General features: G+C 35.5%; 9 protein-coding genes and 1 tRNA gene. 7 read left to right on the plus strand and 3 right to left on the minus strand.

From position 1 onward, the window contains the following. Nucleotides 1-235 precede the first annotated feature (235 nt). From EYD45_RS00685 to pyrF, 5 genes are all read left to right on the plus strand, one after another. The gene (locus EYD45_RS00685; protein ID WP_130962422.1) at nucleotides 236-1,417 is read left to right on the plus strand and encodes an AIR synthase related protein; all 1,182 of its coding nucleotides are present in this window, start codon (nucleotides 236-238) and stop codon (nucleotides 1,415-1,417) included. A 67-nt stretch (nucleotides 1,418-1,484) separates the two neighbouring features. Continuing rightward, nucleotides 1,485-2,444, plus strand: a complete 960-nt coding sequence (locus EYD45_RS00690) for a DUF3078 domain-containing protein (RefSeq protein WP_130962423.1) — start codon at nucleotides 1,485-1,487, stop codon at nucleotides 2,442-2,444. Nucleotides 2,445-2,638: 194 nt separating this feature from the next. Continuing rightward, nucleotides 2,639-5,191, plus strand: a complete 2,553-nt coding sequence (locus EYD45_RS00695) for an adenosylcobalamin-dependent ribonucleoside-diphosphate reductase (RefSeq protein WP_130962424.1) — start codon at nucleotides 2,639-2,641, stop codon at nucleotides 5,189-5,191. 458 nt (nucleotides 5,192-5,649) lie between these two features. Continuing rightward, nucleotides 5,650-6,726 carry a peptide chain release factor 1 gene (prfA, locus tag EYD45_RS00700; protein WP_130962425.1) on the plus strand — a complete coding sequence of 359 codons (1,077 nt, stop codon included), beginning with the start codon at nucleotides 5,650-5,652 and terminating at the stop codon, nucleotides 6,724-6,726. Then, nucleotides 6,727-7,548 (plus strand): orotidine-5'-phosphate decarboxylase, encoded by an 822-nt coding sequence (gene pyrF / locus EYD45_RS00705; RefSeq protein WP_130962426.1) that lies wholly within the window; start codon nucleotides 6,727-6,729, stop codon nucleotides 7,546-7,548. It begins immediately after the preceding gene. An 84-nt stretch (nucleotides 7,549-7,632) separates the two neighbouring features. Here pyrF and pckA read toward each other — a convergent pair whose 3' ends face one another. Next, entirely contained in the window at nucleotides 7,633-9,246 is a 1,614-nt protein-coding gene (pckA, locus tag EYD45_RS00710) for a phosphoenolpyruvate carboxykinase (ATP) (protein WP_130962427.1), read from the minus strand. Between the two features lie 47 nt (nucleotides 9,247-9,293). Next, nucleotides 9,294-11,123 carry an SLC13 family permease gene (locus EYD45_RS00715; RefSeq protein WP_130962428.1) on the minus strand — a complete coding sequence of 610 codons (1,830 nt, stop codon included), beginning with the start codon at nucleotides 11,121-11,123 and terminating at the stop codon, nucleotides 9,294-9,296. Between the two features lie 329 nt (nucleotides 11,124-11,452). Here EYD45_RS00715 and bshB1 point away from each other — a divergent pair, with 329 nt between their 5' ends. Together bshB1 and EYD45_RS00725 are read left to right on the plus strand one after the other, a co-directional pair. Beyond that, on the plus strand, nucleotides 11,453-12,172 hold the full coding sequence (gene bshB1, locus EYD45_RS00720) for a bacillithiol biosynthesis deacetylase BshB1 (protein ID WP_130962429.1): 720 nt from the start codon (nucleotides 11,453-11,455) through the stop codon (nucleotides 12,170-12,172). An 89-nt stretch (nucleotides 12,173-12,261) separates the two neighbouring features. After that, nucleotides 12,262-12,337, plus strand: a tRNA-His gene (locus EYD45_RS00725). Between the two features lie 52 nt (nucleotides 12,338-12,389). On the opposite strand, the gene EYD45_RS00730 is transcribed toward EYD45_RS00725, so the two are convergent. Beyond that, the gene (locus EYD45_RS00730) at nucleotides 12,390-14,471 is read right to left on the minus strand and encodes a mucoidy inhibitor MuiA family protein (RefSeq protein ID WP_130962430.1); all 2,082 of its coding nucleotides are present in this window, start codon (nucleotides 14,469-14,471) and stop codon (nucleotides 12,390-12,392) included. Nucleotides 14,472-14,546: the final 75 nt, after the last annotated feature.

The following is a 14,546-nucleotide window of genomic DNA, read 5'->3' on the forward strand; positions in this document are numbered from 1 at the left end:
ACACCAAAATACAATTTTAATATTATTGCTAATGTGGAGATATGGTTCCGTTTTAATGAACTATATCGGATGTTAAACGAAGATAGGTGAAAATTTTTACAAAGTCAAGTGATGTTGAGCAATCACAACACTCGCTTCTTCGGTTAAAAACGCGTTAATAAATCCCTTTTCATAATTACCTTAAAAACCATAAATCTTTAAAATATTCCTTTTCTTTGTAGCATACTAAAGTTATATGAGCCAAGAAGTATCAAAACGCTATGCACAACGAGGAGTTTCAGCTTCAAAGGAAGATGTGCACAACGCCATTAAAAATATAGACAAAGGCCTGTTTCCGAAGGCATTTTGTAAAATTGTACCTGATTATTTAACTGGTGATGAAGACTATTGCCTAATTATGCATGCTGACGGCGCGGGTACAAAATCATCTTTAGCCTATATGTATTGGAAAGAAACGGGAGATGTTTCCGTTTGGAAAGGTATTGCTCAAGATGCCTTAATTATGAATATTGATGATTTATTATGTGTGGGTGCAACTGATAATATCATGCTATCTTCAACTATTGGGCGGAATAAAAATATAATCCCAGGAGAAGTAATTTCTGCAATTATTAATGGTACAGAAGAGCTAATAGAAGATTTAAAGTCTTTTGGTGTTACCATTCATTCAACCGGTGGTGAAACTGCAGATGTTGGTGATTTGGTGCGTACTATAATCGTGGACTCAACCGTAACAGCAAGAATGAAACGCAGCGATGTGATCGATAATGCTAATATTAAAGTAGGCGATGTTATTGTTGGTTTGGCATCTTTTGGGCAAGCTAGTTACGAAACGGCATATAACGGTGGCATGGGTAGTAATGGTTTAACTTCTGCCCGCCATGATGTATTTCATAAATATTTAGTCGAAAAATATCCTGAAAGTTTTGATGCTGCGGTTCCAGAGGACTTAGTGTATTCAGGACAAATTAAATTAACTGATGACGTTGAAAACGCCCCAATTGATGCTGGTAAGCTCGTATTGTCCCCAACACGCACTTATGCACCAATTATTAAAGAAATACTATCAAAATACAAAAGTGATACGGTCCATGGTATGGTACACTGTTCAGGAGGCGCACAAACAAAGATCCTTCATTTTATTGATGATTTGCATATTGTAAAGGACAATATGTTTCCTATTCCTCCTTTATTCAAACTTATTCAGGAGCAATCTAAAACTGATTGGAAGGAAATGTACCAAGTGTTTAATTGTGGACACAGAATGGAATTATATGTATCGTCAGAAATAGCAAATGACATTATTGAGATTTCTAAAACTTTCAATGTAAATGCCCAAATAATTGGTAGAGTGGAGGCTTCAGAAAAAAAATCGCTCACAATAAAAAGCGAGTATGGTAAGTTTATATACTCATAAAAATCTTCCAAACCAATGCTCTGGAATGATTTTTGATTAAATGAGTTTCAATCAAAACTAACAAACCATGAAAAGATTCTTAACAGCCCTCACTGTTTTTGTTATCCAATTATCTTTTTCCCAACCCGATTCGCTTTACATTAAAGAAAAAAAAGTTTATGATGGCCCGCAATGGAAGCAGAAACAAAAGGCCAGTGTAGATATAAGTCAGGTGAGTTTTACCAATTGGAATGCAGGTGGTACTAATTCTATTTCTGCCTTATTGGGCTATCAATATACAGCAAACTATAAAGACAAATTTTTCTTTTGGAACAATGGCGTTCGTTTAGGATATGGTGTAAATAAACAAGAAAGCCGGGAGCTGCGAAAGACTGATGATATTTTTGAAATAACTTCAAATTTAGGGTATCAGCCTACTCAAGACTCTAAGTGGTTCTATTCAGCACGCTTCAATTTTAAAACACAAATTACCAATGGGTATAAATACCCTGATACGGATAACCCAATTTCTAGATTAATGGCACCAGGATACTTGTTTTTTGGTGGCGGTATGGAATATGGTAAAAACATTGAAGAATTATCGTTTTATGCTTCTCCCTTAACACTTAAAGCAACGTTTGTATTAGATCAAGATTTAGCAAATGCTGGGTCTTTTGGGGTGGACCCCGCAGTTTTTGACGAGAATGGAAACCTTATTAGGGAAGGCAGTAATATCAGAAGGGAAGTTGGTATTTTAATGACTAATAGCTATGCTTTGGAGCTTGCTAAAAACATAAAGGCGACCAACTTGTTAAGCGTATATACGGATTACATCAATAACTTTGGTAATGTGGATGTAGACTGGAGGGTAAATTTTGATTTCAAAGTAAATAACTTCGTAAGAGCAACCTTAGAATCACATTTAAGATACGACGATGATGTAAAAACTTTAGAGCCATCTACAACTGTGGAAGGAGAGTTTGATGAAGCAGGAGCAAGGGTGCAATGGAAACAGTTTTTAGGTATTGGCTTCGCAGTTGATTTCTAAAATTTAAAAACTTATAGATTTAAAAATTTGTTAACTTTTTTATGTTGATAAATAATTAAATATTTGATAATCAATTATTTAAGTGTTTTTCATTGTAAACTTTATGATTTTTGTCATGTCTAAAATGAAATAATTTTTGTTGTTTTACGGTTTCTTAGTTGATCCATCAATTTTATTAAAACCATAGAACTACAATGAATGTGAAAACCACCCCTCATCAAAAATCTTACACCCAAGACGAAGCTTTTGAAGCTTCATTAAAGTACTTTAAAAACGACGATTTAGCTGCACGCGTTTGGATTAATAAATATGCCCTAAAGGATTCAGAAGGCAATTTATTTGAATTATCTCCTGATGATATGCATAAGCGTATCGCAAAAGAAATTGCTCGTGTTGAAAAAAAATATGCCAATCCTCTTAACGAAAAACAAGTTTACGACTTAATTAAAGGTTTTAAATATATAGTGCCTCAGGGGAGTCCCATGGCAGGAATTGGTAATCCTTATCAAATCGCATCGCTTTCAAATTGTTTCGTTATCGGTAACAGTGGTGAGTCCGATTCTTATGGGGGAATCATGAAAATAGACCAAGAACAAGTGCAATTGATGAAACGTCGTGGCGGTGTTGGTCACGATTTATCCCATGTGCGTCCAAAAGGCTCTATGGTTAAAAATTCAGCCTTAACATCAACAGGCATTGTGCCTTTTATGGAACGCTATTCAAACTCTACACGAGAGGTGGCGCAAGATGGTAGAAGAGGGGCTTTAATGTTATCTATTTCTATCAATCATCCAGATGCAGAAGATTTTATTGATGCCAAGTTAGAAGCTGGTAAGGTTACCGGAGCTAATGTTTCCGTTAGAATCGATGACAATTTTATGAGCGCTGTAAAAGCCGGCTCAGAATATGTACAAAAATATCCTGTATTTAGTGAGGCTCCTAAATTTTCAAAGACGATTGAAGCTAATGGACTTTGGAAAAAAATAGTACATAACGCATGGAAATCTGCCGAACCTGGAATTTTGTTTTGGGATACTATTGCAAACGAATCTGTACCAGATTGTTATGCAGATTTAGGCTATAAAACAGTGTCTACCAACCCTTGTGGTGAAATTCCACTATGTCCTTATGATTCTTGCCGTTTATTGGCAATCAATTTGTTTTCGTATGTTGATCAACCATTTACGGAGCATGCAAAATTCAATTTTGATTTATTTAAGGAGCATGTGAGGTACGCACAGCGTATTATGGATGATATTATCGATTTAGAATTGGAGAAAATTGATGTGATTCTAAAAAAAATTGATGAAGATCCAGAAAGTGATGAGGTAAAATCTGTAGAGCGTAATTTGTGGTTAAATATTAGAAAGAAAGCTCACGAAGGACGCAGAACAGGAATAGGTATTACTGCGGAAGGAGATATGTTGGCAGCGCTTGGATTGCGCTATGGTAGTGAGGAAGGTAATGCATTTTCAGTAGAGTTGCATAAAACTATTGCGCTTGAGGCATACAGAGGTTCTGTAAACCTAGCGAAAGAGCGTGGCGCTTTTTCAATTTATGATTCTGATAGGGAAAAGGATAATCCTTTCGTTTTACGTATTAAGGAAGCTGATAGTCAGCTGTATTACGAAATGATGGAATATGGTAGAAGAAATATTGCACTGTTAACCATTGCACCAACAGGAACTACCAGTTTAATGACGCAAACCACTTCTGGAATTGAACCTGTGTTTTTACCAGTGTATAAAAGAAGACGAAAAGTAAATCCGAACGATAAAGATGTACGTGTAGATTTTGTTGATGAAGTAGGAGACTCTTGGGAGGAATATGTGGTATTTCACCATAAATTCAAGCAATGGATGGAGGTGAACGGTATAGATGTTTCTAAAAACTTCTCGCAGGAAGAATTGGACGATCTGGTAAAACAATCGCCATATTACGGTGCTACCTCTAATGACGTAGATTGGTTGAGTAAGGTGAGCATGCAGGGAGCTATTCAAAAATGGGTGGACCATTCTATTAGTGTAACTATTAACTTGCCAAACGATGTTAGCGAAGATTTGGTAGGTGATTTGTACATCAAAGCCTGGGAAGTAGGCTGTAAAGGTGTTACAGTGTATCGTGATGGTTCGCGTTCAGGGGTTTTAATTTCAACTGACGAAAAGAAAGAGGATGAGTCTCAAAATACTTTGACAGTTTTTCCAAATAAGCGTCCGCAAACATTGGAAGCTGATGTGGTTCGTTTTCAAAATAATAAAGAAAAATGGATTGCCTTTATAGGTTTGGTGGATGAAAAACCCTATGAAATTTTTACAGGTTTAGCCGATGATGAAGATGGTATTTTGATTCCGCGTTGGGTAAATAACGGATTAATTATCAAAAACAGAAATGAAGACGGTACATCACGTTATGATTTTCAATATAAGAATACCAGAGGTTATAAAACCACTATAGAGGGCTTATCCCATAAGTTTGATCCAGAGTTCTGGAACTATGCAAAACTAATTTCCAGTACGCTAAGACATGGTATGCCAATTGATAAAATTGTAGATTTAATCAATAGTTTACAGTTAGATAGCGAGTCTATAAACACTTGGAAAAATGGTGTTGCTAGAGCATTAAAGCGTTATATCGAAGATGGTACAAAGGCTAAGGGACAATCATGCACCAACTGTAAATCTACAAACTTAATTTATCAAGAAGGGTGCTTAACATGCAGTGATTGTGGTTCTTCAAAATGTGGATAATATAAATATTTAAACCTGATTTAAAAAGGAGGCTTTCGGGCTTCCTTTTTTTATACAAAAGCCTTGAGGATTAGAAGAAAAGGTAGACTTAACAATACATCCATAACAAAAAATAAAGCAAATAATTTGAAAGTAGAAATTCCTAAGTTTTTGTAAAAAACCAACTTGCGTTTTGCACTTGTTTCAGTGATGAAATACCATAAAAAAAGAACAAGAAAAATTTTCACTAAGAACAATGCGACTATTTGAAATCCCAAAAGCATCAACACGAAATTTATCCCATATGACCATATGAAAAAAGGTCTGTAAAACAGAAAGATTGATGAAAACTGCTGCATAGTAACAGTACTAACGTATAAACTTTTAGATTATTTTTATTTGGTAGTGACATGGTGAGGTTTCAATAGATTATAATTCATAAATTATCGTATTTTTGATGACTAATTTGAATAGAGCAGATGTTAGATAAGTTACAGATAGTAAAGCAGCGTTTTGATGAAGTGAATGATTTAATCATTCAACCAGATATTATTTCTGACCAGAAACGTTATGTGCAACTAACTAGAGAATATAAGGATTTAAAACTTTTAATGGATAAGCGCGAGGCTTATATTGAATTGACAAACAATTTAAATGAAGCCGAGGAAATAATAGCAGATGGAAGCGACCCAGAAATGGTAGAAATGGCAAAAATGCAATATGATGAAGCTAAGGAGGGTATTCCAAAACTTGAAGAAGAAATAAAAGTATTGCTCATTCCGAAAGACCCTGAAGATGCCAAAAACGCAGTGGTTGAGTTACGCGCAGGCACTGGGGGAGACGAGGCAAGTATTTTTGCTGGAGATTTATTTAGAATGTATACCAAATATTGCGAAGGTAAAGGCTGGAATGTAAGTACTGTAGATTTTAGTGAAGGTACCAATGGAGGCTTTAAGGAAATACAGTTTGAAGTAACAGGTGATGATGTTTACGGTACTTTAAAGTTTGAAGCTGGTGTACATCGGGTACAGCGTGTACCGCAAACCGAAACACAAGGACGTGTACATACAAGTGCGGCAACTGTTATGGTGTTTCCTGAAGCAGAGGAGTTTGATGTAGAGATAGATCCAAAAGATGTACGTATTGATTATTTCTGTTCTTCAGGACCTGGCGGACAATCGGTTAATACCACATATTCCGCGGTGCGTTTAACCCATGAGCCAACAGGTTTGGTAGCGCAATGTCAGGATCAAAAATCGCAACATAAAAATAAAGAGAAGGCTTTTAAAGTATTACGTTCTCGTTTATACGATTTAGAGTTGGCTAAGAAACAAGAAGAAGATGCAGCAAAACGTGGAAGTATGGTGTCATCAGGAGATAGAAGTGCTAAAATTAGAACGTATAATTATCCTCAGGGACGTGTAACCGACCATCGTATCGGGTTAACCCTTTACGACCTTCAGAATATTGTGAATGGCGATATTCAAAAAATAATTGATGAATTACAATTGGCTGAAAATACAGAGAAATTGAAGGCTAGTGACGACGTGATTTAAATGACAACAAACCATCTCATTTCAGAAATTAAAAAAAAGCAATCCTTTCTATGTATTGGATTAGATGTAGATTTAGATAAAATTCCACAGCATCTATTGCAGAAAGAAGATCCGATTTTTGAATTTAATAAAGAAATTATTGATGCAACACATCATTTATGTGTGGCTTATAAACCGAATACTGCATTTTATGAGGCTTATGGTTTAAAAGGATGGAGGGCATTAGAGAAAACCATTAATTACTTAAATGAAAACCACCCAAACATTTTTACTATAGCTGATGCTAAACGCGGAGACATTGGCAACACAAGTACTATGTATGCTAAAGCTTTTTTTGAGGATTTACAGTTTGATTCCGTTACTGTTGCACCATATATGGGTAAAGACTCAGTAGAGCCTTTTTTGGCATTTGAAGATAAGCATACTATTATGTTGGCTTTAACCTCTAACATAGGTGCTTTTGATTTTCAAACATTATCTGTGAACAATCAAGAATTGTATAAAGAAGTGCTTGAGGTATCCAAAACATGGACAAATTCTGAAAATTTGATGTACGTTGTTGGTGCCACAAAAGCCGAATTTCTAGCTGAAATAAGACAGATTGTTCCAGATAGTTTTTTATTGGTTCCTGGGGTTGGAGCACAAGGAGGAAATCTTCAAGATGTTTGCAAATATGGTATGAATGATACTGTTGGATTGTTAATCAATTCTTCCCGAGGAATTATTTATGCTTCCAATAAAGAGGATTTTGCAACGGCTGCTGCGCATAAAGCCCAAGACCTGCAGCAGCAAATGGCAGTGGAACTAAATGACTGTTTTTAAATATAAATTACTAGTATCAAAAGTTTATAAAAGATAAAAGGAGCACAATGAAGTGCCCCTTTTACGGTTTTAATAAGAACATTATTAAAAGTGTTCGTGTAAGTGATGATGCTCATCAATTAGTGGTCCACCTTCAATAATTTGTTGCGATGCTTCCCTTGCAAACTTCTCAAAGTTTAAATGGAAAGAGTGTGCTAACTGAATAGCTTTTCCAACATAAGCTCCTTTTTGTAGCCAAGTATTCATCGGATCTAGCAATTCTGATGGGACACCAGGGCAGTATTTAGGCATATATAAGCCAAAAATAAAGTTTTGCTCGTAGTCTACATCATCTAAATCACCATTAAGAATAGCGGTAATCATTGCCCTTGTGTACTTCAATTTTATACGAGAGCCTACGCCGTAAGGGCCAGCACTCCATCCAGTGTTAATCAACCATACATTTACGCCAGCTTCTTGCATTTTTTTGCTTAGCATTTCACCATAAACTGTTGGATGTAAAGGCATGAATGGTTCACCAAAACAAGCGGAGAATGATGGTACGGGCTCGGTAATTCCAGCTTCTGTTCCAGCTACTTTTGCAGTGTAACCAGAAATAAAGTGGTAGGCAGCCTGTCCTGGAGTTAACTTAGATACTGGAGGTAAAACACCAAAGGCATCACAAGTTAAAAAGAAAATGTTTTTTGGATTATTAGCGTAAAGTGTTTCCTGAATATTCTCAATATGATATATTGGATAACTTACACGCGTATTTTGTGTAATGCTACTATCCTCAAAATCAACTTCTCCGTTATCTTTAAATACTACATTTTCAAGAATTGCTCCTGGTTTAATCGCTCTATAGATGTCTGGCTCTTTTTCTTCAGTAAGATCAATAACTTTGGCGTAACATCCACCTTCAAAATTAAAGATGGTATTATCCTTAGTCCATCCATGTTCGTCATCACCAATTAATTTTCTGTCTGGATCTGCGGAAAGGGTGGTTTTACCAGTTCCTGACAAACCAAAGAAGATAGCAGTATCTCCTTTTTTGCCAACATTTGCAGAACAGTGCATTGGTAATACATCTCTTTCAGTTGGTAAAATTAAGTTTAGTGCAGAGAAAATACCTTTTTTCATTTCTCCTGTATAGGCAGAACCACCTACCAATGCAATTTTGTCGGTAAAGTTTAAAATTGAAAAATTACCTTGACGGATGCCATACCCCTTAGGATCGGGGCATTCATAACCTGGTGCACAAAGAATTAACCAATCCTCTTTGAAGTTTTCCAACTCTTTTTCGCTTGGTCTTAAGAACATATTGTAAACAAACATGTTAGACCAGGGATATTCAGTCACTGTTCTAATATTGGTTCTAAATTCTGGGTCCGCACATACATATCCATCTCTCGCGAAAATTTCTTTACCAGAGAGGTAGTTTAATACTTCACTCTTTAATCTGTTAAAGTTTTCTGTACTGATAGGTTTGTTGGTTTTTCCCCACCATACTTTATCAGCGGTATAATCATCTTTTACTAAAAATCTATCTTGGGGTGAACGTCCAGTGAACTTTCCCGTATTAATAGCTAGGGTTCCGTTTAACGTCTCCTTACCCATTCCTTTCTCAATTGTAATTTTCTGCAATTCCTCAGGAGATAAATTCCAATGTACGGTTACATCTTTTAAACCGTATAGTTCTAAATCGTGTGTTGGGTTCATAATTGTTAATATTTTTAGTTTAGTTTTGGGCTCTTATTTTAGATAATCTAAAATGGCCAAATAATTGGCACTAGGATCAATGATATAATAAAAAACATAAGTAGTAAGGGGGCTCCTACTTTAAGGTAATCCATAAACTTGTACCCTCCAGCAGACATTACCATGGCATTTGTTGTGGTACCCACCGGCGTTAAAAATGCTGTTGAGGCACTAATGGCTACCGCAATCATAAATGGTTCGGGAGATATATTTAACGAACTTGCAGCAAGCATCGCTATTGGCGCCATCAGCACTGCAGTTGCAGAGTTATTGATAACTTGGCTAAACGTAGTGGTTAATAAAAATATACCACCTAACAGCATTACTGGCGAAACAGATCCTAAGTACATTACCAAAGCATTTGCTATCATTTGAGCGGTTCCTGTCTTTTGTAGTGCTATACCCATTGGAATCATTGCTGCAATCATCACAACACTGGTCCAACTGATGCCTTTGTAAGCTTTAGAGATTGGTACACATCCGGTAAGCAATACTATACCGGCACAGATTAAAGCGGCTATAGATCCTGGTACCAGTTTAAAAACCAATAATATAATCATAAGGATTAGGGCACCCAATGCGATGAAGGATTTTGAATTTAAGCTATCAATGTTTTTAGCCATTCCCTCTGGGCTACCACAAATCACAAGATTTTCATGTTGTTTTTTTAAGTCTTCAATGTTTTCCCAGGAGCCACGTAGTAGGAAAGAATCCCCAACTCTTACTTTTATCTCTTTCTCTAAAAGGGGTTTATTGTTTCTAGATGCCGCCAGTAATTGAATGCCATAACGCTTAAAGTAATCACCCAGTTTATATTTTCTACCAACTAAAATGGAATTTGGGTTTACAATTACTTCGGTCATACCAACCTCTTGGTTGATAAGGTTGTTTTTTAACTCATCTGTAACGGGCTCTAAAGGTAGAAGACCAAGTCTAAATTTAATCATCAACCTGTTTATATCTTCAGTTTCCCCTTTTACTGTAATGATGTCATGATATTTGAAGAATGTTTTGTTATCCGGAAATTCCACAAATTGAGGGATACCTTTTAATGGATTTGGGTGCCTTCTTTTTAGTCTAAGTATGGTAACTCCATAATCTTTTTCAAAATTCCAAATACCTATTTTAGTATTTAATAATGGAGAGACAGAACGCACACGCAACCTATAATAACCTCCATCTATTTTATAGGCTCCAATCCAGTTGTGAAACGTGGTTTCAATATCAACAGGCTTGTTATTGGTTTTGTTTTTTGGTAATAATCTAAAGCCAATATATCTAAAGTAAATTAATGCAATTATCAATAATGGTAAACCAATCAAAGCAAATTCAAAAAATGAAAACCCTTCATATCCACCTTCAACTAATGCGTTACTGGCAATGATGTTTGGAGGTGTCCCGGTTAAGGTTAATAAACCTCCGGTGTTAGATCCAAATGCAACGGGCATTAACATTTTAGAAGGCAGTGTGCCTATACTCCAAGCAGAAGAAATTGTTAATGGCATTAAAGTGGCAACGGTACCCGTATTGCTTACAAAACCTGAAAGCACACCAGATCCTAATGAAACTATCACCAACAACTTGGGAACACTTTTTCCAGCCCATTCCACAAACTTTTTACCAGCTAAAGCCGTCCATCCCGTTTGTGATAATCCTTCACCAATAATAAAGAGGGCGGCAATCATAATAACAGTGGGATTACTGAAGCCGCTTAACGTTTCTGTCGCGTCTAAAATTCCGGTTAAAAAGAGGGTAACCATTGAAAGTAGTGCAACGATATCAGGAGTAAATTTCCCCCAAACAAATAATGCTATAGTAATAACTAATATGGTAAGCATTAAGTAGATCATAGTTTCTAGTTATTGAGTGTCTTGTTTTTTATTCTTAAGTACTGTAAAATTATGCTAGTATTGCTTTATTTAATATGACTATTGTCATGCTTTTAATGGGATATTAAGTTTTATAGTATTGTCGCTTTTTTTGCTTTTAGGATGAAAAAAGAAAGTACGAAAACGCTTTCGTACTGAGAGGTTGCTAAATAAAATTGTAATTTTATCTAAAAATTAAGATTGACTAGTAGTAAAAGTTGAAAAAATCAATAAAAAGGTTTCAAAATTTATTTTTTTTACGACGAATTAGTTTCTTGAATGTACAAAAACATGACTATATGAAGTTACACATACTCGCCATAGGAGCACATCCTGATGATGTAGAATTAGGTTGCGGCGCAACAATAGCCAAGGAAGTTGCAAATGGTAAAAAAGTTGGAATTATTGATTTGACTAAAGGTGAGCTGGGTACAAGGGGTACGGCAGAAACACGAAAGATTGAAGCTGAAAATGCTGCAAAAATTCTTGGTGTGGAATTTAGAGAGAATATGGGGTTTGCTGATGGGTTTTTTATAAATGATAAATCACATCAACTGCAATTGATTAAAGTGCTTAGGAAATACCAGCCTGAAATTGTTTTGTGTAATGCTGTTGATGACAGGCATATAGACCATGGTAAAGGTAGCAAATTGGTAAGTGATGCATGTTTTTTAAGTGGATTAATTAAAATTGAAACGAAAGATGGTGAAAACAAGCAGCAGCAACCGTGGCGCCCTAAATTTGTGTACCATTATATGCAATGGAAAAATTTAGAACCCGATATTGTAGTTGATGTTTCAGGTTTTGTAGATACGAAAATGAAGGCTGTATTGGCTTATGAGACGCAGTTTTATAGCAAGGATAGTAATGAACCAGAAACACCAATATCCAGTAAAAACTTTACAGACAGCGTGATGTATAGAGCAAGGGATTTAGGAAGATTAATAGGTGTAGAAGCAGGAGAGGGATTCAATGTAGAACGTTATCCAGCGGTTGATAGCCTTTTTGATCTGAAGTAATAGTATCATCCAATTTAAATATTAAAAAAGTCTTTGTAGATTTCTCTGAAAAATTTACATTTGCACACGCATTTAATATGCTGCAATATGGTGGTTGTAGCTCAGTTGGTTAGAGCATTGGTTTGTGGTACCAAGGGTCGCCGGTTCGAATCCGGTCTTCCACCCAAAAGCAAAAGCCTTTCAAGAGATTGAAAGGCTTTTTTTGTTTTGGTACAATTTAAAGATTAATCTTCCGATATCTCGGATACTTCACCATATAAGAGAATTTATATTTTTTTATAGCACTAGATTCAATCGTTGTTTTCCAAGTTAAAATACCTTTTTTAGTATCATAATCAGCATTTTCAGAATCAATATCATCTACTTTGATATCCTTATTCTGACTTATTGGAATTCTATCAACAATCATTATTTCGATTGGGGAAGTTTTGTTGTTTTTTATTTCAATATCATATCCTTTTTCAACTATTCTGTTACTGCCAATAAAATTGGTTTTCTTAAAGTTATTATTAGATTTTCTGGTAATGACCACATTAGGGTCAACACCTAAAGAGACCGTTAAGCTATCAGTCGTGGCATAAGGGTTTATATTGGTTACACCAGAATAACTATCTTCAAAATATATATTAGCTTCTCCAGGTAATAAGTTTAATTTTTGCCAATTACCGATTTTTGCGGTAAGGAACACGTTTTCATTTATTACGGGTGCTGAAAAGTATGAGAATGTAGCGGGCAACTCAAAGTTATCTATTTCGATAACAGTAATATCTCCGTCTGAAACAATAGTTGATAGTTTCTGAATTTCAAAGTTTGTATTGGTTAAACTCTCAGAAATAATATCCCCATTTGATGTGTAGTTTCCTTGTTTCGTTGTAACTACGATTACACCGTTTGATGCTCTACTTCCATATATGCTAGTTGCAGCATTGTCTTTTAAAATATCTGCAGATGCAATCATGCTTTCATCTAATCTCTTGAAATCGTTTGCACTACTTATTACGCCATCAATAACATATAATGGTGTACCTTTAGTTTTGAAAGAGCCAACACCTCTTATCTTTATATTTGACGTGGAAGAAACACCAGCTACGCTTCCTGATAGAGCAGAACTAGTTGAGGTTCCATAACCAACAACTACAACTTCATCTAACATTGCAACATCCTCCTCCAAACTTAAGTTTATTACGCTTGAGTGAATGGGAACGGTTTCAGTATCATACCCCAAATACGAAAACACCAATGCTTCTCCATTACTCACATTGAGGCTATAATTACCATCAAAATCCGTGGCTGTTCCATTTGATGTGCCTTTCACCAATACATTAACTCCTGGAATTGGCATACCGCTTGAATCGGTTACAATACCGCTTATGTTTTTAATAAATGGATTAAATTTATATTGATATTTTTTAGTGGCAGTTTCATTTTTATAATTACTATATCTGCTAACAAAATTTAAGTATTTCGTATCTACGTTAGGTTTTAAATTATTCGTATTTGGGTCGTTTGTGGAAAGCGTAAGTTTTACATTTTCCCAGCTCACGCCAGTGGTTTGGTATACATGCGCTTTATAGTTCAGCTCCAGAGGTTTATTAATATCTTTGGCTTTCAAATCGTACATAGGAAACCAACCTGCATTGGTTACATTGTATTTTATTATTAAATCTAGTTGCTTATTTATGCTAGACGTTAACTTTACTTTTATTTCACCTGTTTGTATTTTATCCTCTACATTCAATTCAGCTAATTGTTTTTTAATATCAGCAATCTGTTTTTTGTATGCTCTATTCTTTTTTAGGGATTGATGTATCAAAGTATTTAACTCTGTGATACGCTCACGATAATATGCTGCAAATTGTTTTAATTTATCAAGGTTCACTGTTTGATTATTATTCCCAAGTTTGCGATTGTCCTCAATGATTTTTATCTCTTGTTCATAGCCTTCCATTAAATTTTGTTCCATTTGAATGGCATCATTAATGTTTTCCATGTTGGTTTGAAGTAGTTCTACAGTTTCTGTTTTATCAAACTTTGTTATGTGATTGATGGCGTAGTTTATGGAAAGAATGGAAGCGCCATTGAGCCCTGAAATTTGAATACTGTTTTCCTGCACAAATGGTGAAAGTTTTATAAACGAAAACTCTGTTGTGCCTTGGGGCAAGATGATTTTTGCGTGTCTGGTAACCTGTGCGCCATCAACAAAAACAGTTACGGCTTTTACGGATGATTTTGTTGGGTTGGTAGAGTTTGCAAAAACAAATGAAGAGCTTAGCAGAAATAGGAATAATAGACGTTTCATGATTAGTTATTTAAAAAGTTTTAAATAAAACTAAGCTGCGAAAACCGTTTTTAAAACCCGAAATGAGTTACTTGT

Origin of the sequence: Hyunsoonleella flava (assembly GCF_004310325.1) — a bacterium.
GTDB lineage: Bacteria > Bacteroidota > Bacteroidia > Flavobacteriales > Flavobacteriaceae > Jejuia > Jejuia flava.

What these genes read in the sequence shown, in the direction of transcription:
- EYD45_RS00685 (WP_130962422.1), top strand. Translation starts at nt 236, where the DNA reads ATGAGCCAAGAAGTATCAAAACGCTATGCACAACGAGGAGTTTCAGCT.
- EYD45_RS00690 (WP_130962423.1), top strand. Translation starts at nt 1,485, where the DNA reads ATGAAAAGATTCTTAACAGCCCTCACTGTTTTTGTTATCCAATTATCT.
- EYD45_RS00695 (WP_130962424.1), top strand. Translation starts at nt 2,639, where the DNA reads ATGAATGTGAAAACCACCCCTCATCAAAAATCTTACACCCAAGACGAA.
- prfA (WP_130962425.1), top strand. Translation starts at nt 5,650, where the DNA reads ATGTTAGATAAGTTACAGATAGTAAAGCAGCGTTTTGATGAAGTGAAT.
- pyrF (WP_130962426.1), top strand. Translation starts at nt 6,727, where the DNA reads ATGACAACAAACCATCTCATTTCAGAAATTAAAAAAAAGCAATCCTTT.
- pckA (WP_130962427.1), bottom strand. Translation starts at nt 9,246, where the DNA reads ATGAACCCAACACACGATTTAGAACTATACGGTTTAAAAGATGTAACC.
- EYD45_RS00715 (WP_130962428.1), bottom strand. Translation starts at nt 11,123, where the DNA reads ATGCTTACCATATTAGTTATTACTATAGCATTATTTGTTTGGGGGAAA.
- bshB1 (WP_130962429.1), top strand. Translation starts at nt 11,453, where the DNA reads ATGAAGTTACACATACTCGCCATAGGAGCACATCCTGATGATGTAGAA.
- EYD45_RS00730 (WP_130962430.1), bottom strand. Translation starts at nt 14,471, where the DNA reads ATGAAACGTCTATTATTCCTATTTCTGCTAAGCTCTTCATTTGTTTTT.